This window comes from Pseudomonas sp. GW823-FHT02C02, assembly GCF_058797635.1.
The window spans coordinates 21,242-39,194 of sequence record NZ_JBXAJV010000020.1; the positions used below are offsets into that span (position 1 = coordinate 21,242).

The 17,953-nt window shown below is 57.7% G+C and carries 20 protein-coding genes; 14 read left to right on the plus strand and 6 right to left on the minus strand.

Translation table 11 applies throughout. The annotated features are described in order from the left end of the window. The first annotated feature begins 147 nt into the window (after positions 1 to 147). Positions 148 to 906, plus strand: coding sequence for an SDR family oxidoreductase (locus tag AC1ROI_RS28045; RefSeq protein WP_102594585.1), 759 nt, complete (start codon positions 148 to 150; stop codon positions 904 to 906). 125 nt (positions 907 to 1,031) lie between these two features. Here the strand turns inward: AC1ROI_RS28045 and apbC are convergent, their stop codons facing one another. After that, positions 1,032 to 2,126, minus strand: a complete 1,095-nt coding sequence (apbC, locus tag AC1ROI_RS28050) for an iron-sulfur cluster carrier protein ApbC (RefSeq protein WP_010457651.1) — start codon at positions 2,124 to 2,126, stop codon at positions 1,032 to 1,034. A 327-nt stretch (positions 2,127 to 2,453) separates the two neighbouring features. Between apbC and metG the strand changes: the two genes are divergently transcribed. The 8 genes from metG (at position 2,454) to AC1ROI_RS28090 (ending at position 9,262) form a co-directional block, all read left to right on the plus strand. After that, positions 2,454 to 4,505 carry a methionine--tRNA ligase gene (gene metG, locus AC1ROI_RS28055; protein ID WP_102594583.1) on the plus strand — a complete coding sequence of 684 codons (2,052 nt, stop codon included), beginning with the start codon at positions 2,454 to 2,456 and terminating at the stop codon, positions 4,503 to 4,505. 143 nt (positions 4,506 to 4,648) lie between these two features. Further along, complete coding sequence (locus AC1ROI_RS28060) at positions 4,649 to 5,218, plus strand: electron transport complex protein RnfA (protein ID WP_102594582.1); 570 nt, start codon at positions 4,649 to 4,651, stop codon at positions 5,216 to 5,218. Then, positions 5,215 to 6,231 (plus strand): electron transport complex subunit RsxB, encoded by a 1,017-nt coding sequence (gene rsxB, locus AC1ROI_RS28065; RefSeq protein ID WP_083375854.1) that lies wholly within the window; start codon positions 5,215 to 5,217, stop codon positions 6,229 to 6,231. The genes AC1ROI_RS28060 and rsxB overlap by 4 nt, the downstream gene beginning before the upstream one ends. Next, the gene (locus AC1ROI_RS28070; RefSeq protein ID WP_102594581.1) at positions 6,218 to 7,201 is read left to right on the plus strand and encodes an RnfABCDGE type electron transport complex subunit D; all 984 of its coding nucleotides are present in this window, start codon (positions 6,218 to 6,220) and stop codon (positions 7,199 to 7,201) included. The genes rsxB and AC1ROI_RS28070 overlap by 14 nt, the downstream gene beginning before the upstream one ends. After that, the gene (locus AC1ROI_RS28075) at positions 7,198 to 7,809 is read left to right on the plus strand and encodes an RnfABCDGE type electron transport complex subunit G (protein WP_102594580.1); all 612 of its coding nucleotides are present in this window, start codon (positions 7,198 to 7,200) and stop codon (positions 7,807 to 7,809) included. The genes AC1ROI_RS28070 and AC1ROI_RS28075 overlap by 4 nt, the downstream gene beginning before the upstream one ends. Then, positions 7,802 to 8,311 (plus strand): Rnf-Nqr domain containing protein, encoded by a 510-nt coding sequence (locus AC1ROI_RS28080; RefSeq protein ID WP_102594579.1) that lies wholly within the window; start codon positions 7,802 to 7,804, stop codon positions 8,309 to 8,311. Before AC1ROI_RS28075 ends, AC1ROI_RS28080 begins: the two co-directional genes overlap by 8 nt. Before the next feature lie 25 nt (positions 8,312 to 8,336). Continuing rightward, positions 8,337 to 8,975 carry an endonuclease III gene (gene nth / locus AC1ROI_RS28085; RefSeq protein ID WP_102594578.1) on the plus strand — a complete coding sequence of 213 codons (639 nt, stop codon included), beginning with the start codon at positions 8,337 to 8,339 and terminating at the stop codon, positions 8,973 to 8,975. A gap of 107 nt (positions 8,976 to 9,082) precedes the next feature. Continuing rightward, the gene (locus AC1ROI_RS28090; RefSeq protein ID WP_010457665.1) at positions 9,083 to 9,262 is read left to right on the plus strand and encodes a PA3496 family putative envelope integrity protein; all 180 of its coding nucleotides are present in this window, start codon (positions 9,083 to 9,085) and stop codon (positions 9,260 to 9,262) included. 95 nt (positions 9,263 to 9,357) lie between these two features. Here AC1ROI_RS28090 and AC1ROI_RS28095 read toward each other — a convergent pair whose 3' ends face one another. Further along, entirely contained in the window at positions 9,358 to 9,984 is a 627-nt protein-coding gene (locus tag AC1ROI_RS28095) for a response regulator transcription factor (protein ID WP_010457667.1), read from the minus strand. Between the two features lie 598 nt (positions 9,985 to 10,582). On the opposite strand from AC1ROI_RS28095, the gene AC1ROI_RS28100 reads away from it, so the two are divergent. Next, positions 10,583 to 11,152 (plus strand): hypothetical protein, encoded by a 570-nt coding sequence (locus AC1ROI_RS28100; protein WP_077749893.1) that lies wholly within the window; start codon positions 10,583 to 10,585, stop codon positions 11,150 to 11,152. Between the two features lie 183 nt (positions 11,153 to 11,335). Here AC1ROI_RS28100 and AC1ROI_RS28105 read toward each other — a convergent pair whose 3' ends face one another. Together AC1ROI_RS28105 and AC1ROI_RS28110 are read right to left on the minus strand one after the other, a co-directional pair. After that, complete coding sequence (locus AC1ROI_RS28105) at positions 11,336 to 12,553, minus strand: argininosuccinate synthase (protein ID WP_007898502.1); 1,218 nt, start codon at positions 12,551 to 12,553, stop codon at positions 11,336 to 11,338. 129 nt (positions 12,554 to 12,682) lie between these two features. Beyond that, positions 12,683 to 13,591, minus strand: coding sequence for a flagellar protein MotY (locus AC1ROI_RS28110; protein WP_102594577.1), 909 nt, complete (start codon positions 13,589 to 13,591; stop codon positions 12,683 to 12,685). Positions 13,592 to 13,748: 157 nt separating this feature from the next. Here AC1ROI_RS28110 and pyrC point away from each other — a divergent pair, with 157 nt between their 5' ends. Both pyrC and rnt read left to right on the plus strand, forming a co-directional pair. Next, positions 13,749 to 14,795: a dihydroorotase gene (gene pyrC / locus AC1ROI_RS28115; protein ID WP_010457678.1), complete on the plus strand. Its 1,047-nt coding sequence runs from the start codon at positions 13,749 to 13,751 to the stop codon at positions 14,793 to 14,795. Next, positions 14,792 to 15,469 (plus strand): ribonuclease T, encoded by a 678-nt coding sequence (gene rnt / locus AC1ROI_RS28120; RefSeq protein ID WP_008155580.1) that lies wholly within the window; start codon positions 14,792 to 14,794, stop codon positions 15,467 to 15,469. The genes pyrC and rnt overlap by 4 nt, the downstream gene beginning before the upstream one ends. Positions 15,470 to 15,544: 75 nt before the next feature. Here the strand turns inward: rnt and AC1ROI_RS28125 are convergent, their stop codons facing one another. Next, positions 15,545 to 16,147, minus strand: a complete 603-nt coding sequence (locus AC1ROI_RS28125) for a peroxiredoxin (RefSeq protein ID WP_010457682.1) — start codon at positions 16,145 to 16,147, stop codon at positions 15,545 to 15,547. Between the two features lie 315 nt (positions 16,148 to 16,462). Here AC1ROI_RS28125 and AC1ROI_RS28130 point away from each other — a divergent pair, with 315 nt between their 5' ends. Both AC1ROI_RS28130 and bfr read left to right on the plus strand, forming a co-directional pair. Next, positions 16,463 to 16,681 carry a bacterioferritin-associated ferredoxin gene (locus tag AC1ROI_RS28130; protein WP_007943567.1) on the plus strand — a complete coding sequence of 73 codons (219 nt, stop codon included), beginning with the start codon at positions 16,463 to 16,465 and terminating at the stop codon, positions 16,679 to 16,681. 199 nt (positions 16,682 to 16,880) lie between these two features. Further along, on the plus strand, positions 16,881 to 17,354 hold the full coding sequence (gene bfr, locus AC1ROI_RS28135) for a bacterioferritin (protein WP_010457685.1): 474 nt from the start codon (positions 16,881 to 16,883) through the stop codon (positions 17,352 to 17,354). A 221-nt stretch (positions 17,355 to 17,575) separates the two neighbouring features. On the opposite strand, the gene grxD is transcribed toward bfr, so the two are convergent. Beyond that, positions 17,576 to 17,917 carry a Grx4 family monothiol glutaredoxin gene (gene grxD, locus AC1ROI_RS28140; protein WP_010457686.1) on the minus strand — a complete coding sequence of 114 codons (342 nt, stop codon included), beginning with the start codon at positions 17,915 to 17,917 and terminating at the stop codon, positions 17,576 to 17,578. Positions 17,918 to 17,953 lie beyond the last annotated feature (36 nt).

Genomic DNA, 17,953 nt, shown 5'->3' on the forward strand with positions numbered 1-17,953 from the left:
AATCCGTCGAAAAAACGGACAGGCGCCTGGGGATAAGTTCCAGTACGCCATCGGGGCAGTTCTCATGTGCAACCAGGCCACATCAGGTGCAGATCGAGAGGCCCTCTAGGAAGGAAACCACTCTGAACCTGCTATTGGGGCATGCGAATGCAACTCACTGACAAAGTAATCATTATCACTGGCGGTTGCCAGGGTTTAGGCCGTTCCATGGCCGAGTATTTCGCGGGTAAAGGCGCGAAGCTGGCGCTGGTGGACCTGAACCAGGAAAAGCTCGACGACACCGTCGCGGCGTGCAAAGCCAAGGGCGCAGAAGCTCGGGCTTACCTGTGCAACGTTGCCAACGAAGAGCAAGTGACGCATATGGTCGCCCAGGTGGCCGAAGATTTCGGCGCGATTCATGGATTGATCAACAACGCCGGCATCCTGCGCGACGGCCTGCTGCTGAAGGTCAAGGATGGCGAAATGACCAAGATGAGCCTGGCCCAATGGCAGGCGGTCATCGACGTCAACCTGACCGGCGTGTTCCTGTGCACCCGTGAAGTCGCGGCAAAAATGGTCGAGCTGAACAACAGCGGCGCGATCATCAATATCTCCTCGATCTCCCGCGCCGGCAACGTCGGCCAGACCAACTACTCCGCCGCCAAGGCTGGCGTGGCCGCGGCAACCGTGACCTGGGCCAAGGAACTGGCGCGTTATGGCATTCGCGTGGCTGGCATTGCACCGGGCTTTATCGAAACCGAGATGACGTTGGGCATGAAGCCTGAAGCGCTGGACAAGATGACGGCCGGGATCCCGCTCAAGCGCATGGGCAAACCGGAAGAGATCGCCCATTCGGCGGCGTACATTTTCGAGAACGACTACTACACCGGCCGGATTCTGGAAATGGATGGCGGGCTGCGGATCTAAGGCCTCATAGATCAATGTGGGCGCTAGCCTGCTAGCGATTGAGCGGGTTCAGTCAACTTATTTGTTGAATGTGAATCCGCTATCGCTAGCAGGCTAGCTCCCACAGTTAGTTGTGTTTCAGGCCATCAATCGTCGCTGATGGTGATGTTCGGCATCGCCGGCGACACCGCTTCCTGCAACACAATCCGCGCGCCGACGTGGCGGGCGAGTTCCTGGTACACCAGGGCAATCGGGCTGTCAGGTTCGGCGATCACCGTTGGCTTGCCGCCATCGGCCTGTTCACGGATAGCCATTGCCAGCGGCAACGACGCCAGCAGTTCGACGCCATACTGGTTGGCCAGCTTCACCCCTCCGCCCTCACCAAACAGATGCTCGGCATGCCCGCAGTTGGAGCAGATGTGCACGGCCATGTTTTCCACCACACCGAGCACCGGGATGTTGACCTTGCGGAACATCTCCACGCCCTTGCGTGCGTCCAGCAATGCCAGATCTTGCGGCGTGGTAACGATCACCGCGCCAGCCACCGGGACTTTCTGCGCCAGAGTCAGCTGGATATCACCGGTGCCTGGTGGCATGTCGATGACCAGGTAATCCAGATCGCCCCAGGCGGTTTGCGTGACCAGTTGCAACAATGCGCCGGAAACCATCGGCCCACGCCAGACCATCGGCGTGTTGTCGTCGGTCAGGAACGCCATCGACATCACTTCAACGCCATGGGATTCAATCGGCACGAACCATTTCTGATCCTTGACCTTCGGTCGGGTGCCTTCGGGGATGCCGAACATGATGCCCTGGCTCGGACCGTAGATGTCCGCGTCGAGAATCCCGACCTTGGCGCCTTCACGGGCCAGGGCCAGCGCGAGGTTGGCGGCGGTGGTGGACTTGCCCACGCCGCCCTTGCCGGACGCCACGGCGACCACGTTCTTGACGTTGGCCAGGCCCGGGATTTGCGCCTGGGCCTTGTGCGCGGCGATCACGCTGGTGATGTCAACGCGCGCGCTCGTCACGCCGTCGAGGCCTTCGATCGCCATTTGCAACATTTGCGACCAGCCACTCTTGAACAGACCGGCGGCGTAGCCCAGTTCCAGTTGCACGCTGACGCGATCGCCCTGGATGTCGATGCTGCGCACACACCCGGCGCTGACCGGGTCCTGGTTCAGATAAGGGTCGGTGTATTGGCGAAGGACGGCTTCCACCGCTGCGCGATTGACGGCGCTCATGGGCAACTCCGATAGCAAGACTGGAAAATCAGGGGGGTATCCTACGCCGGACATACATTTGTGGCGAGGGAGCTTGCTCCCGCTCGGCTGCGAAGCAGTCGCAATCAGGCAGATGCACTCCTTGCGCCGAAAAACGGGTTGGAGGGTTTGGGGCGGCTTCGCCACCCAGCGGGAGCAAGCTCCCTCGCCACAGAAGCATTTTCACGCTCATACTGCCGGTGCACAGGTTTGGGCATTCGATGCAACCGGAAACAGGCTGACGGGGTGAAAAATATGCGCCAGCGCTTTATAGTGGCCGGCCTCCGTTTCATCAAGTAGCCGAGCCCCATGTCCGAGCCACGCAAGATCCTCGTCACCAGCGCCCTGCCCTATGCCAATGGTTCGATCCATCTTGGCCACATGCTGGAATACATCCAGACCGATATGTGGGTGCGCTTCCAGAAGCACCGCGGCAACCAATGCATTTATGTCTGCGCCGACGACGCCCATGGTTCGGCCATCATGCTGCGCGCGGAAAAGGAAGGCATCACCCCGGAACAACTGATCGCCAACGTCCAGGCTGAACACAGCGCCGACTTTGCCGAGTTCCTGGTGGACTTCGACAACTTCCACTCCACTCACGCCGAAGAAAACCGTGAGCTGTCGAGCCAGATCTACCTGAAGCTGCGCGACGCCGGGCACATCGCCCAGCGCTCGATCACTCAGTACTTCGACCCGGAAAAGAAAATGTTCCTGGCCGACCGCTTCATCAAGGGCACCTGCCCGAAATGCGGCACTGAAGACCAGTACGGCGACAACTGCGAAAAATGCGGTGCAACCTACGCACCCACCGACCTGAAGGATCCGAAGTCGGCGATCTCTGGTGCCACTCCGGTGCTCAAGGATTCCCAGCACTTCTTCTTCAAGCTGCCGGATTTCCAGGAAATGCTGCAAGCCTGGACCCGCAGCGGCACCCTGCAAGAAGCCGTGGCGAACAAGATCGCCGAATGGCTGGATGCCGGCCTGCAACAGTGGGACATCTCCCGCGATGCGCCGTACTTCGGCTTCGAGATCCCCGACGAGCCAGGCAAATACTTCTACGTCTGGCTGGACGCGCCGATCGGCTACATGGCCAGCTTCAAGAACCTGTGCGCCCGCCGTCCGGAACTGGATTTCGACGCGTTCTGGGGTAAGGACTCCACCGCCGAGCTGTACCACTTCATCGGCAAGGACATCGTCAACTTCCACGCCCTGTTCTGGCCAGCGATGCTCGAAGGCGCCGGTTTCCGCAAGCCGACAGGCATCAACGTGCACGGCTACCTGACCGTCAACGGTCAGAAAATGTCCAAGTCCCGCGGCACTTTTATCAAAGCCCGGACTTACCTGGACCACCTGTCGCCGGAATACCTGCGTTACTACTACGCGGCCAAGCTGAGCCGTGGCGTCGATGACCTGGACCTGAACCTCGAAGACTTCGTGCAGAAGGTCAACTCCGATCTGGTCGGCAAAGTCGTCAACATCGCCAGCCGTTGCGCCGGGTTTATCCACAAGGGTAACGGCGGTGTGCTGGTGGCCGGCAACGCCGCACCGGAATTGACCGAAGCGTTCCTGGCCGCAGCGCCAAGCATTGCCGAGGCCTACGAGGCGCGCGACTTCGCCCGTGCCATGCGCGAGATCATGGGCCTGGCCGACCGTGCCAACGCCTGGATCGCCGACAAGGCACCGTGGTCGCTGAACAAACAGGAAGGCAAGCAGGACGAAGTCCAGGCCATCTGCGCCCTGGGCGTGAACCTGTTCCGCCAACTGGTGATCTTCCTCAAACCGGTGCTGCCGCTGCTGGCCGCCGACGCCGAGGCGTTCCTCAACGTCGCGCCGCTGACCTGGAATGACCACGCGACCTTGCTCAGCAACCATCAACTGAACGAGTTCAAGCCGTTGATGACCCGTATCGACCCGGTAAAAGTCCAAGCCATGAGCGACGCCTCGAAAGAAGACCTGACCGCCAGCGCAACCGACACCGGCAATGCCGCGCCTGCCGGCAATGGCGAACTGGCCAAGGATCCGCTGTCGCCCGAAATCGATTTCGACGCCTTCGCCGCGATCGACCTGCGCGTTGCCTTGATCGTCAAGGCCGAACACGTGGAAGGTGCCGACAAGCTGCTGCGCCTGACCCTCGACATCGGTGACGAGCAACGCAACGTGTTCTCCGGGATCAAGAGCGCTTACCCGGATCCGTCCAAGCTCAATGGCCGTCTGACCATGATGATCGCCAACCTCAAGCCACGGAAAATGAAGTTCGGCGTCTCCGAAGGCATGGTGATGGCAGCCGGCCCTGGTGGAGAAGAAATCTACCTGCTCAGCCCCGACAGCGGCGCCAAGCCGGGTCAGCGCATCAAGTAAGTTTCTGCGCTAAATCGATCCCACAGTCGTGCCTGGCGCGACTGTGGGATTTTCATATCAGGCCCCACCCTCCGTCCTTCCCGGATAATGCCTAAGCTTTTTAGAACGCTCTGTTAAAAAGCCCTCTTTCTACCGGCACAATCATGACCGAGATGCTGCTTACGCTTATCAGCGCCGCCCTGATCAACAACCTCGTGTTGCACTGGCCGCTGGGCGTCGATCCGCTGCTGGGCAGCGAGCGCGATCAGGTTCATAAATTGGGTATTGCGACGACGTGTCTGATGCTGATGGTCGGCATACTGGGCTACCCGGCTTATCACTGGCTGCTGGTGCCGCTGGAACTGACTTCGCTGCGTCTTTTCGTGTTCCTGCCCTTGAGCGTATTGCTGATCGGCCCGCTGCTGAAAGCGCTTTCCCGGTTACTTCCAAAGCTTGCGTTTGATGGCCTCTGGCCGTTGCTGCTGGGCAACGCGGGTGTGCTGGGGCTGGCATTGCTCAACGCTCAGGACGACAAAGGATTCTTCCACGCCACCGCCCTGTGCCTCGGTGCAGGACTGGGGTTCTGGCTGGTGCTCAGCCTGTTCAGCGATTTGCGCCAGCGCACAATCGAAAATGATATTCCCCTGCCCTTTCGCGGCCTGCCGATCGAACTGATCGGCGCCGGACTGATCGCAGTGGCTTTTCTCGGATTCAGCGGGCTGATCAAAACATGAGTCTGATTCAACGCATCGACGCCCTCTTGCCGCAAACCCAATGCGGCAAGTGCGGCCACCCCGGATGCAAGCCTTACGCCGAAGGCATCGCCAGCGGCGAGCCGATCAACAAGTGCCCGCCAGGGGGCAGCGAAACCATCTCGGCGCTGGCCGAGTTGCTGCAAGTGCCGGTGCTGGAACTGGACGTCAGCCGCGGCTCGGCACCGGCGCAGATCGCTTACATCCGCGAAGCCGAATGCATCGGTTGCACCAAATGTATCCAGGCGTGTCCGGTGGATGCCATCGTCGGTGCCGCCAAATTGATGCACACGGTGATCATCGACGAATGCACCGGTTGCGACCTGTGTGTCGCGCCGTGCCCGGTGGATTGCATCGAAATGCGGCCACTGCCTTTGGCCACGGTGCTGCCGATTGTTGGTGGCCTGGCGTTCAGCCTTGAGGAACAACGGGCGCGCACCGCCAAACGCAATCATGCGCGGCGTCGCTTCGAACAGCGCAACGCCCGTTTGCGCCGCGAGGAAGAGCAGAAACTCGCCGAACGTCAGGCCCGCGCTCAACGCGCCACGCCGCAAAACGAAGTGCCCACGCTCGACCCGGTTCAGGCTGCGCTTGAGCGGGTGCGTGCGCAGAAAGCGGCAAACGCCGATGCGGCGTTGAAAAAAGCCAAGATCGACCTGGCGATGAGTCGTGCGCAACTGAACAAGTCGCTCAAGGCGTTCGGGCATCCGCCGACCTTCGAGCAGCAGTCGCAATTGATCGTGCTGCAACAGCAATTCGAGATGGCAGAGCAAGCCTTGGCCAAGCTGGAAAGCAGCGCGCCGCCCATCCCCGCACCGGCACCCGCCGCGCCAGCGAAGGATGCCGAGCTGAAACGGGCGAAGATCCAGCTGGCCATGCGCCGCGCCGAACTCAACAAGGCGCGAACCGGCGAAGCCGCAGCTGAACAGATTGCAGCGCTGGAACGCGCTGTGATGGACGCCGAGCGTCAGGTGGATGCCTATGTCGCCCCTTGAATCGGTGGACGAACGCCTTCAGCAGGCCATGAAGCTGGTGTTGCTGGCCACGGTGCCGGGCATGCTGGCGTTGTTCTGGTTGTATGGCTGGGGCGTGTTGATCAACCTGATTTTGACGGCTGTTACCGCATTGGCGGTTGAAGCTGCGGTGCTGCACCTGCGCAAGCAATCGATCAAGCCAACGTTGAGCGACGGCAGCGCGCTCGTCAGCGCGACGTTGCTGGCCTTGGCCTTGCCGCCTTATTGCCCGTGGTGGCTGACGGTCAGTGCGGCGGCATTCGCCCTGCTCGGTAAACAACTTTATGGCGGGGTTGGCAAAAATCCGTTCAACCCGGCGATGCTTGGTTTTGCCCTGGTGCTGGTTACGTTTCCCCAACAGATGACCCTCTGGCCGTCGGCCCACGGCATGAGTCTGCTCGGTGGCTTGCAACAGGTCTTCGGCTTCGGTCAGGCGCCAGATGCCTGGGCCCAGGCCACGGCGCTGGACAGCCTGCGAATCAACAAAAGCCTGACCATGGATGAACTCTTCGCGAGCAATCCGGCGTTCGGCCATTTCGGCGGACGCGGTGTGGAATGGGTCAACCTGGCCTTTCTCGCTGGCGGCGCGTTTCTTCTGCAACGGCGGGTGTTCACCTGGCACGCACCGGTCGGCATGCTTGCCAGTCTGTTCATCATCAGCCTGCTGTGCTGGAACGGTTCGGGCTCCGACTCCCATGGCTCGCCGCTGTTTCACCTGCTCACCGGCGCGACCATGCTGGGCGCGTTTTTTATTGCCACCGAGCCGGTGTCCGGCGCGAAAAGCCCCGGTGCCCGACTGTTGTTCGGTGCCGGCGTGGGATTACTCACCTACCTGATTCGTACTTGGGGCGGATACCCCGACGGTATAGCGTTTGCCGTGTTGCTGATGAACCTTGGCGTCCCGGCGCTGGAGCGGTTAGTCGCGTCCAGGCAGGAGCAGATGGCCCCATGAACCGAGCGACGAGCGTTGTGATGCTGGTGTTGCTGGCCGGGTTGGGAATTGGCGTGACGTACGTCGTGCAGCACGCCAGCGAACCGCGCATCAGTGCGCAACAGCGCTTGATCGACAGCCGCAACCTGCTGGACCTGCTACCGCCAGACAGCTACGACAATCAGCCGTTGGACCAGCCACTCGCCCTCGAAAACATCCGGCTGCCCAACAGCACGCTGCTGGGCGGCTATTTGGCGACCAAGGCCAGCCAACCGAGCGCGGTGTTGCTGCGCAGCCAGACCTTGGGCTACGAGGGCTCCATCGAGCTGCTGATCGCCATCGGCGCCAACGGCAAGTTGCTGGGGGTCAAGACCCTCAAGCAATCGGAAACCCCAGCCCTGGGCGGCAAGATCGCCGACTGGCCCAATACCTGGCTTCAGGTGTTTACTGGCAAGTCGCGAAACGACCCCGGCGACACCGGCTGGGCCTTGAAAAAAGACCAGGGTCAATTCGATCAGATAGCGGGCGCGACCATTACTTCACGGGCGGTAATCAGCGCCGTTCATGACGCGTTGCGTTTCTTCGACGAACACCCGCAACAGCTAATCGGGAGCAGTGCGCATGAATAAGACATCGACACTGCGCAACTCTCTGATGCTTGCGCCTCTGATCGGCGCTACGCAGGCCTGGCCGACCGCTCTCGGCCTGTGGCTGATGTTCTTCGTAGTGATCAATGCATATGACCTCAGCATGGCCATCTTGCGAGCACGGCTGATCCCGTCCACCCGCTTGCTTGCCAGCATCCTGTTGGCCGCCACGTTGACCAGTTGCGCGGAACTGGCCTCGCAGGTCGGGTCACTTCAATGGCATCAGCACGCGGGGATCTATGCAGGATTGATCGCCTTGCAATGTGTGGTGCTGGAGCACAATGGTTTTTTCCAGGAACCGCGGCTTGATCGCCTGCGTTTGTGTGGCCTGTTTGGCGCGCTATTGGTGGGGCTAGGCCTGCTGCGCGAGGTGATCGGCAACGGCGGTCTGCACCTGGCCACGCTGGTCCCTGGCGGATTCATTCTCTTGGGACTGCTGATCGCCGCCTGGCAGGCCTGGCACCGACCGACTCCCTCACACTGACCGACTTCGAGGAAACGCACTGTCCATGAATGCCGCAAAACGTCTGGAAATTTTCCGCAGGTTTCACGAAGACAACCCGGAACCGAAGACCGAACTGGCCTATTCCTCGCCGTTCGAATTGCTGATTGCGGTCATTCTGTCCGCCCAGTCGACCGATGTCGGTGTGAACAAAGCCACCGCCAGACTCTATCCGGTGGCCAACACGCCGGCGGCGATCTATGCCTTGGGCGTCGAAGGGCTGTCGGAATACATCAAGACCATCGGCCTGTTCAACAGCAAAGCGAAAAACGTGATCGAAACCTGTCGTTTGCTGGTTCAGCGCCATGGTGGCGAGGTTCCGCAAACCCGAGAGGAACTGGAGGCGCTGCCCGGCGTCGGCCGCAAGACCGCCAACGTGGTGCTCAATACCGCTTTCCGGCAACTGACTATGGCCGTGGATACCCACATTTTCCGAGTCAGCAACCGCACGGGCATTGCACCGGGCAAAAACGTGGTCGAGGTGGAGATGAAGCTGATGAAGTTTGTCCCCAAGCAATACCTGCTCGATTCACACCACTGGCTGATCCTTCATGGACGCTACGTTTGCCTGGCCCGCAAGCCTCGTTGCGGGAGCTGCCGGATCGAAGACCTGTGCGAATACAAGCAAAAGACCTCGGACGATTGAGGCAGTATTAGTTTTATTGATCCATCGATTGAAAAAATCTTTTTTACCCGCCGGGAGTTTGTCGATATAAGGAGCGCCAAAGGCAGTCTTAGCCTGGAGTTAACCTTATGAGCACTGGCAAAGAGCAATTGGACGTAGAAGACGACTTCACACCTGTTGAGACCGATGACGCTGAACCGGTGGTTGAAGTGGCGAAGACCAACCTGAGCAAACGCCGCACCATCGACAATCTGCTGGAGGAGCGTCGACTGCAAAAGCAGTTGGCCGATTACGATTTTGACCTTTGACACCTGAAAGCCTCCCGAAACGGAGGCTTTTTACTGGGTGCTGCCCGCCCCCCGATGAACGCCCTTTCATCACGCCTCGTCAATCGCCAGTGCGCTCATACCAGTCCATTACGTTGAGCGAGTTCGATCAGATCAACCAATGAGCGAGCATTGAGCTTCAACAACAGGCGTGTCTTGTAAGTACTGACCGTTTTATTGCTGAGGAACATGCCATCGGCAATCTCCTTGTTTGTCTTTCCTCGAGCCAACTGTTGCAACACCATCATTTCGCGCCCGGATAGACGATCCACCATATCGGCTTCACTGGCATTCCCGAGACTGGAGCGAACGGTATGCAGCGCTTGATTCGGAAAGTAGCTGTAGCCCGAAAGCACGGCCTTTATCGCACTGAGCAATTCAGTGAGATCCTGTTGTTTGCAGACATACCCCGCGGCCCCCGACTGCATGCAACGCATGGAAAAATGTCCGGGGGCCTGAGAGGTCAGGATCAGCACTTTAAGAGGCATCGCTGTTGTGGTCAGACGCGCAATGACTTCCAGCCCGTCCAGCTTCGGTATCCCAATATCCAGAATGACAATATCCGGCATAAGTTCGCGGGCAAGTTGTAACGCATCCACACCGTTATCTGTTTCTGCAATGACTTCGTAGCCATGACGTTCCATCAGCATACGTACCGCAAGACGAATGACGGGGTGATCATCCACGATCAGCACTTTATTCATGGGCAAGTCCAATTTCGCTGTTCGAATTTTTAGAGCCCGCACAATAGCCTAGTCGTTTCATCCGTGGCATGCCGCCCCCCTCGGCCACCCGCAGCGAAAGACATTCCCTACAAACAAGCAGGACATGTCTTACAAAAATCAGACGAATACTGTGTGTCTTAAATTTTATCGCCCCGGCGGCACGGTGCTTTCAAAAGTGTTTTTGTATCGATTTACATCAGGAAATCAAAGAAACCAGAGGTTGACCGAAGGATCCGACAGACGCTGACGATTGAGCTACGCTAAAAAACAACCGATATTTTCAGGCGAACATTCACACTCACTCGTTAAAAATCAAGACGTGACCACTAATCAACTTACAACAACCCTTACACCAGGCAACACTTCAGAAACAGCAATAAACGCCACACTTACCAAAACAACAATAACAAAAATACCCGAGGCGCAAATAATACAGCTACTATGACTCCCGTTAACAAACCCACTAAAAGGACACCACCAAAACAGCAGACCGCCTTCCCGACTCCGACAACTTACCAACACCCGAAACCTCTCCATAAATTGATCGAGAACAGACAATCTTCCATGAGCAAACAACATGAACAAACTCAAAATAAGAATTTCCAACCCCATGACAATCATTGCAATATTTGCAACACTGTCTGAAACTTCGGCTGCTATCTCTCTTCCATTTCTCGACAATAAGGAACGAGAGATCTATATCTGGTTCCTTATCAGCTTTCCCTTTTATTTGCTCTTCCTATTCTTCGCCACACTCAACTTCAACTATCGATCGCTTTACGCGCCCTCTGATTTTGAGAAAGGCAAGCATTTCATCAAGGCCATGACCGATGCCGATCACGCGCAATTCAATACACCCGAGCATTTGATTGAGCACCCCTTACGCTCATCGGTGTTGCTAAAGGATCTGCACATCGTCGATGCACGATGGATGAGCAACAAAATGGACTTCAACACTTTGATGGAAAAGATCCAGCAACCACAGGAAAACCCTGCGCGCGTGATCGTGTTCCTAACCTGTACTGATTCAGAGGCGTTACTGAAGGAAGGCGCACACAAGCATTCGAAACAAACAAAGAAACGCAACAGCACTACGTTCTGGGTTGCCTACAATTTGAGCTCACATGGCATGACGACGATGGCTTGAGCACCAATAGCAGAAGACCGATTGCGACGGGCAGTCGGAGAGTAAAGCAGACGAAAGCTTATTTGTAACAACAACAAGAAAGTTGATACATGATACCCGGCAGGAAAAATCCCTCTTTCAGAAATGTGGCCTTGTCACTGACAAGGCCACATTTCCATTACCGTCGTTGCAGCTTCAAAGATCTCAGAAAAGCTTCCGGCCTTTGTTCGCAGCAATGCGCATGCGCAAGGCGTTGAGCTTGATGAAGCCCGCCGCGTCGGCCTGGTTATAGGCGCCGCCGTCTTCTTCGAAGGTCGCGATGTTGGCATCGAACAACGATTCGTCGGACTTGCGACCGGTGACGATCACATTGCCCTTGTACAGCTTCAGGCGCACAACGCCGTTCACGTGTGCCTGGGACGCATCGATCATCTGCTGCAGCATCAGACGCTCAGGGCTCCACCAGTAACCGGTGTAGATCAGGCTGGCGTATTTAGGCATCAGCTCGTCTTTGAGGTGAGCCACTTCGCGGTCCAGAGTGATCGATTCGATCGCACGGTGAGCGCGCAGCATGATGGTGCCGCCAGGAGTTTCGTAGCAACCACGGGACTTCATGCCCACGTAACGGTTCTCGACGATGTCGAGACGGCCGATACCGTGTTCGCCACCGATACGGTTCAGGGTCGCCAGCACGGTGGCCGGGGTCATTTCGACGCCGTCCAGTGCCACGATGTCGCCGTTGCGGTAGGTCAGTTCCAGGTACTGCGCCTTGTCTGGAGCCTTCTCCGGGGAGACGGTCCATTTCCACATGTCTTCTTCGTGCTCGGTCCAGGTGTCTTCCAGCACGCCGCCTTCATAGGAAATGTGCAGCAGGTTGGCATCCATCGAGTACGGGGACTTTTTCTTGCCGTGACGCTCGATCGGGATATTGTGCTTTTCAGCATAATCCATCAGCTTTTCACGCGAGAGCAGGTCCCATTCGCGCCAAGGGGCGATCACTTTCACGCCTGGCTTCAGTGCGTAGGCGCCCAGTTCGAAACGAACCTGGTCGTTACCCTTGCCGGTGGCGCCGTGGGAAATGGCGTCAGCGCCGGTTTCGTTGGCGATTTCGATCAGGCGTTTGGCGATCAACGGGCGAGCGATGGAAGTACCCAGCAGGTACTCGCCTTCGTAAACGGTGTTGGCGCGGAACATCGGGAAAACGAAATCGCGCACGAATTCTTCGCGCAGATCGTCGATGTAGATCTCTTTCACGCCCATGGCCTGAGCCTTGGCGCGTGCAGGTTCAACCTCTTCGCCCTGACCCAGGTCAGCGGTAAAGGTCACCACTTCACAGTTATAAGTATCCTGCAGCCACTTGAGGATCACCGAAGTGTCCAGGCCGCCGGAATACGCCAGAACGACCTTGTTTACGTCCGCCATGCCATCACTCCACGGGGTTCTACGGAAAGCCGTGAAGTCTACCGGTCATACGGAATAATTTACAGAGGCGCGACAGCTTATGACGACGAAGCGACAGATTCTGTCGAGCGAGCGACGAATTCAGCAAACTCAGGATGTCGCCGAAGAGCTTCCCGGCGTCGTGGTTTGAGGCGCGACTTTCTCGGTCGGTGCCACCCGCTCCAGGCGCACCGCGACCCGGCGATTCTTCGCGCGGTTGGCGGCGCTGGTGTTCGGCGCCACAGGGTAGCGCTCACCGTGGAAACGCAGGGTGATCTGCGATTCCTGGATGCCATTGGCCTTGAAATAGTCCATCACCGCCAACGCCCGGCGGCGTGACAGCTCGCGGTTGGTCAGGCGATTGCCGCTGTTGTCGGAGTGCCCGTCGAGTTCGATGTGATTGACCGTCGGATCCGCTTTCATGAACTCCAGCATCACCTGCAACTGCGCCTTGGCTTGCGAATCAAGATCAACGCCTTCACCCGGGAAACCGATCTCGGACTGTTTGACCTGCTCGAAATTCTTCGGCAGCAGTTTCGCCACGCAACCCTGGTAGTCGTTGAAGGCCTTGCTGAACTTGACCGGCAACAGGCGCACTTCAGAGACGCGGCCATCACCAGAGGAATGCCGGATGACCGGACTGCGGCCATCCATCAACCCGCTGATCAGGCGCCCGGCCTGAACTTGCGAACTGTTGAACAACACGTTGCCGCTGCCGATTCTCACCGATCCCAGATTGATGTCGCCACGTCCCGGTTGCCACGGCGCAGCGGCCGCCAGCAGGGTTGCTGAACCGCCACCGATCATCGCGTTGTAGGCTTTCAGACGAAACGTCGCCTGCTCGCCGGCGCGGCGCACGAATTCACCCGAACCGAAATCGGTAATCGGTTGAGTCAGGCGGCATTCGAACTTGTCACCTTCGACCGTCCACTCGATGCTCTCCAGACGTGTCTGGAAAGTGAGCGCCATCGCAGGGAGGCTGGCAAACACACTGAGCAAGGCTAAATAACGCTGGCGCACGGGAGGCTCCACTGGCTTCTACAACAAAAAGACCGACACACATATTTACGGCATACCTGTTGGATATCGGAAGCTTCCTGCAAAACTTGATAGCGAGTGCCTGAGAGAGTCTTTTCCGGTAGCATTCCCCAGAGTTTGACCCGCCTGGAATCCCCTCATGTCCGACCGCCTGACCCTGCTGCGTCCCGACGACTGGCATATTCATCTTCGCGATGGTGCTGTGTTGACCAATACCGTTGCGGATGTCGCGCGCACCTTTGGTCGCGCCATCATCATGCCCAACCTGGTACCTCCGGTGCGTAACGCCGCTGAAGCCGACGGCTATCGCCAGCGGATTCTCGCTGCACGTCCGGCCGGCAGTCGTTTCGAACCGTTGATGGTGCTGTACCTGACCGACCGCACCCAGCCCGACGAAATTCGCGAGGCCAAGGCCAGCGGTTTCGTTTACGCCGCCAAGCTGTACCCGGCCGGCGCGACCACCAACTCGGACTCGGGTGTCACCAGTATCGACAAGATCTTCCCTGCACTTGAGGCCATGGCCGACGTCGGGATGCCCTTGCTGATTCACGGTGAAGTCACCCGCGGCGATGTCGATGTGTTCGACCGCGAAAAAATCTTCATCGATGAGCATATGCGTCGTGTGGTCGAGCGTTTCCCGACGCTCAAAGTGGTGTTTGAACACATCACCACCGCGGACGCCGTGCAGTTCGTCAACGAGGCTTCGGCCAACGTTGGCGCGACCATCACCGTGCATCACCTGCTGTACAACCGCAATCACATGCTGGTGGGCGGGATTCGGCCGCACTTCTATTGCCTGCCGATCCTCAAGCGCAACACCCACCAGGAAGCCCTGCTCGACGCCGCCACCAGCGGCAGCAACAAGTTCTTCCTCGGCACCGACTCGGCGCCTCACGCCCAGCACGCCAAAGAAGCGGCCTGCGGCTGTGCCGGTTGCTACACCGCTTATGCGGCGATCGAGATGTACGCCGAAGCCTTTGAACAACGCAACGCGCTGGACAAGCTTGAAGCCTTCGCCAGCCTCAACGGCCCGCGCTTCTATGGCCTGCCGGTGAACACCGATCGCATCACCCTGGTCCGCGATGAGTGGACCGCCCCAACCAGCCTGCCATTTGGCGAGCTGACCGTAATCCCGCTGCGCGCCGGTGAAAAACTGCGCTGGCGCCTGCTGGAGGAACACGCGTGAGTGAAGACCATTTCGACGACGAACAGGACGGTCAAGGCGGCGGAGGTGGTTCGCGCCACCCCATGGCTGAGCGCTTCCGTGGATACCTGCCAGTTGTTGTCGACGTTGAAACCGGTGGTTTCAACTCTGCCACTGACGCCCTGCTGGAAATCGCCGCGACCACGATCGCCATGGATGAAAAAGGCTTTGTGTATCCCGATCACACCTATTTCTTCCGCGTCGAACCTTTTGAAGGCGCGAACATTGAAGCCGCGGCGCTGGAATTCACCGGGATCAAACTCGATCACCCGCTGCGTATGGCGGTGAGCGAAGAAACGGCCCTGACCGATATCTTCCGTGGTATCCGCAAGGCCCTGAAAGCCAACGGCTGCAAACGGGCAATTCTGGTTGGGCACAACAGCAGCTTTGACCTGGGTTTCCTCAACGCCGCTGTCGCACGCCTGGACATGAAACGTAACCCGTTTCACCCATTCTCCAGTTTCGATACCGCGACCCTCGCTGGCCTGGCTTACGGTCAAACCGTACTGGCCAAGGCTTGCCAGGCGGCGGACATCGACTTCGACGGTCGTGAGGCTCACTCGGCGCGCTACGACACCGAGAAGACGGCCGAGCTGTTCTGCGGCATCGTCAATCGCTGGAAACAAATGGGCGGCTGGGAAGACTTCAACGACTGATCCCGGTCGCTGAATTTCTCCCGACCATAAAAAAACCGGCCTCAGTGGCCGGTTTTTTTATGCCTCGAACGTGCCTTACAGCGCAGCAGCGTTCTCGGTCAGGTAAGCCGCGACGCCTTCGGTCGAAGCAGTCATGCCTTTGTCGCCTTTTTTCCAGTTGGCAGGGCAGACTTCGCCGTGCTCTTCGTGGAATTGCAGCGCGTCGACCAGACGGATCAGCTCTTCCATGTTACGGCCCAGCGGCAGGTCGTTGATGATCTGCGAACGGACAACGCCTTTGTCGTCGATCAGGAACGCGCCACGGAAAGCCACGCCGCCTTCGGACTCAACGTCGTAGGCCTTGGCGATTTCGTGCTTCATGTCGGCAGCCATGGTGTAACGAACCTGGCCGATACCGCCATTGTTCACCGGGGTGTTGCGCCATGCGTTGTGGGTGAAGTGCGAATCGATCGACACCGCGACCACTTCAACGTTGCGCGCCTTGAAGTCAGCCATGCGGTTGTCCAGAGCGATCAGCTCGGACGGGCAAACGAAGGTGAAGTCCAGTGGGTAGAAGAACACCAGGCCGTATTTGCCTTTGATGGCCGAGGACAAGGTGTAGCTGTCAACGATTTCGCCATTGCCGAGGACGGCAGGTACGGTGAAGTCCGGGGCTTGTTTGCCTACGAGTACGCTCATTGAATATCTCCTGGTCTATATATCGTGAAGAACTGGGTTCGTGTCAGCCTGCCACCCTCAGGCGACAGCCCTGTGACACGCCCCCCTTCGCAAGGACCGACCATCATACACGGCGTTTTTGGGCTGTCCTCAACGGTTTTTCAACCGCGCGTCAAATTGGTCGTCGCGACAGGTGATGGCAGAAGCCCGGATGAAAACCGTTCGTCAGTCATACTCGCTTATAACGCGAAGCTTTCAGAAAGCACTTTGACAATCATTCTCGTTAACATTAAGATCCATCGCAACTGAGTCACCACCAGCGACGGTTCTTAGCTTATGTATGTCTGCCTCTGCACTGGCGTCACCGACGGTCAAATCCGCGATGCAATCTATGAAGGTTGCTGCAGCTACAAAGAAGTCCGCCAGGCCACTGGCGTAGCCAGCCAATGCGGTAAATGCGCCTGCCTTGCCAAGGAAGTGGTGCGTGAAACCCTGACCAAATTGCAATCGGCCCAGGCTGCGATTCCTTTCCCTGTAGAATTTACTGCCGCGTAACTACCCTATTCCAAAGAACCGGACTTGATGTCCGGTTTTTTTATGTCTGAAAATCAACTGCTTACGCTCCAGACGCGGAACACAAACATTCTTATTCCGATTAATTTTCATTTAAGTTTCAATAACTTAGGTTTGACACTCTTAGTTGTGCGGCTCAAACTCCGCCTTATTGACAGCTAATACAGGGCAGGACCCCATCATGAAAGGCGACATTACAGTCATCCAGCATCTCAACAAGATCCTTGCCAATGAGCTGGTCGCGATCAATCAATATTTTCTGCATGCGCGCATGTACGAAGATTGGGGTCTGAACAAGCTCGGCAAGCACGAATACCACGAATCCATCGACGAGATGAAACACGCGGACAAGCTGATCAAGCGCATCCTGTTCCTCGAAGGCCTGCCAAACGTCCAGGACCTGGGCAAGCTGCAGATCGGCGAACACACCCAGGAGATGCTCGAATGCGACCTGCGTATTGAGAAAACTGGTCATGCCGACCTCAAGGTTGCCATCGCTCATTGCGAAACCGTGGGTGACTTCGGTAGCCGTGAATTGCTCGAAGATATCCTTGAGTCCGAAGAAGAACACATCGACTGGCTGGAAACTCAACTGGGCCTGATCGATAAAATCGGTCTTGAGAACTATCTGCAATCGCAGATGGGCGAAGAGTAAGTTAGCGCCCGCTAAACTCGAGACAATAAAAAGCCCCGCACTCTTTTATAGAGGCGGGGCTTTTTAATGCCCTTTGTCTCGTCCTGAACAAGGTTTGCACCTGTTTCAGGACGAAACATCTGCAGGAGCGAAGCTTGCTCGCGAAAGCGGTAGTCCAGTCAACTTATGTGCTGAATGTTGTACCGCTTTCGCGAGCAAGCTTCGCGCCTACAGGTACCGGGTCAGGCTTCGGTCTTGTTCGCAGCAGCCGCTTCAACGGCAGCCTTGATCGTGGCCTGCAGCGAACCATCAGCCGACATTTCAGTCATGATGTCGCTACCGCCGACCAGCTCACCACCGACCCACAGTTGCGGGAAGGTTGGCCAGTTGGCGTATTTTGGCAGGTTGGCGCGGATTTCCGGGTTCTGCAGGATGTCCACGTAAGCAAACTTTTCACCACATGCCATCACGGCCTGCGCGGCTTTCGCGGAGAAGCCACACTGCGGGGCATTCGGCGAACCTTTCATGTAAAGCAGAATGGTGTTGTTAGCAATCTGCTCTTTAATCGTTTCGATGATATCCATGGAGCACCTCGGCTGAACTTTCCGACTCAGAGGTCG

What these genes read in the sequence shown, in the direction of transcription:
- AC1ROI_RS28045 (WP_102594585.1), top strand. Translation starts at nt 148, where the DNA reads ATGCAACTCACTGACAAAGTAATCATTATCACTGGCGGTTGCCAGGGT.
- AC1ROI_RS28090 (WP_010457665.1), top strand. Translation starts at nt 9,083, where the DNA reads ATGAGCACTGGCAAAGAGCAATTGGACGTAGAAGACGACTTCACACCT.
- AC1ROI_RS28130 (WP_007943567.1), top strand. Translation starts at nt 16,463, where the DNA reads ATGTATGTCTGCCTCTGCACTGGCGTCACCGACGGTCAAATCCGCGAT.
- metG (WP_102594583.1), top strand. Translation starts at nt 2,454, where the DNA reads ATGTCCGAGCCACGCAAGATCCTCGTCACCAGCGCCCTGCCCTATGCC.
- apbC (WP_010457651.1), bottom strand. Translation starts at nt 2,126, where the DNA reads ATGAGCGCCGTCAATCGCGCAGCGGTGGAAGCCGTCCTTCGCCAATAC.
- nth (WP_102594578.1), top strand. Translation starts at nt 8,337, where the DNA reads ATGAATGCCGCAAAACGTCTGGAAATTTTCCGCAGGTTTCACGAAGAC.
- rsxB (WP_083375854.1), top strand. Translation starts at nt 5,215, where the DNA reads ATGAGTCTGATTCAACGCATCGACGCCCTCTTGCCGCAAACCCAATGC.
- AC1ROI_RS28100 (WP_077749893.1), top strand. Translation starts at nt 10,583, where the DNA reads ATGAACAAACTCAAAATAAGAATTTCCAACCCCATGACAATCATTGCA.
- AC1ROI_RS28105 (WP_007898502.1), bottom strand. Translation starts at nt 12,553, where the DNA reads ATGGCGGACGTAAACAAGGTCGTTCTGGCGTATTCCGGCGGCCTGGAC.
- AC1ROI_RS28060 (WP_102594582.1), top strand. Translation starts at nt 4,649, where the DNA reads ATGACCGAGATGCTGCTTACGCTTATCAGCGCCGCCCTGATCAACAAC.
- AC1ROI_RS28125 (WP_010457682.1), bottom strand. Translation starts at nt 16,147, where the DNA reads ATGAGCGTACTCGTAGGCAAACAAGCCCCGGACTTCACCGTACCTGCC.
- AC1ROI_RS28075 (WP_102594580.1), top strand. Translation starts at nt 7,198, where the DNA reads ATGAACCGAGCGACGAGCGTTGTGATGCTGGTGTTGCTGGCCGGGTTG.
- AC1ROI_RS28080 (WP_102594579.1), top strand. Translation starts at nt 7,802, where the DNA reads ATGAATAAGACATCGACACTGCGCAACTCTCTGATGCTTGCGCCTCTG.
- grxD (WP_010457686.1), bottom strand. Translation starts at nt 17,917, where the DNA reads ATGGATATCATCGAAACGATTAAAGAGCAGATTGCTAACAACACCATT.
- AC1ROI_RS28095 (WP_010457667.1), bottom strand. Translation starts at nt 9,984, where the DNA reads ATGAATAAAGTGCTGATCGTGGATGATCACCCCGTCATTCGTCTTGCG.
- pyrC (WP_010457678.1), top strand. Translation starts at nt 13,749, where the DNA reads ATGTCCGACCGCCTGACCCTGCTGCGTCCCGACGACTGGCATATTCAT.
- AC1ROI_RS28070 (WP_102594581.1), top strand. Translation starts at nt 6,218, where the DNA reads ATGTCGCCCCTTGAATCGGTGGACGAACGCCTTCAGCAGGCCATGAAG.
- bfr (WP_010457685.1), top strand. Translation starts at nt 16,881, where the DNA reads ATGAAAGGCGACATTACAGTCATCCAGCATCTCAACAAGATCCTTGCC.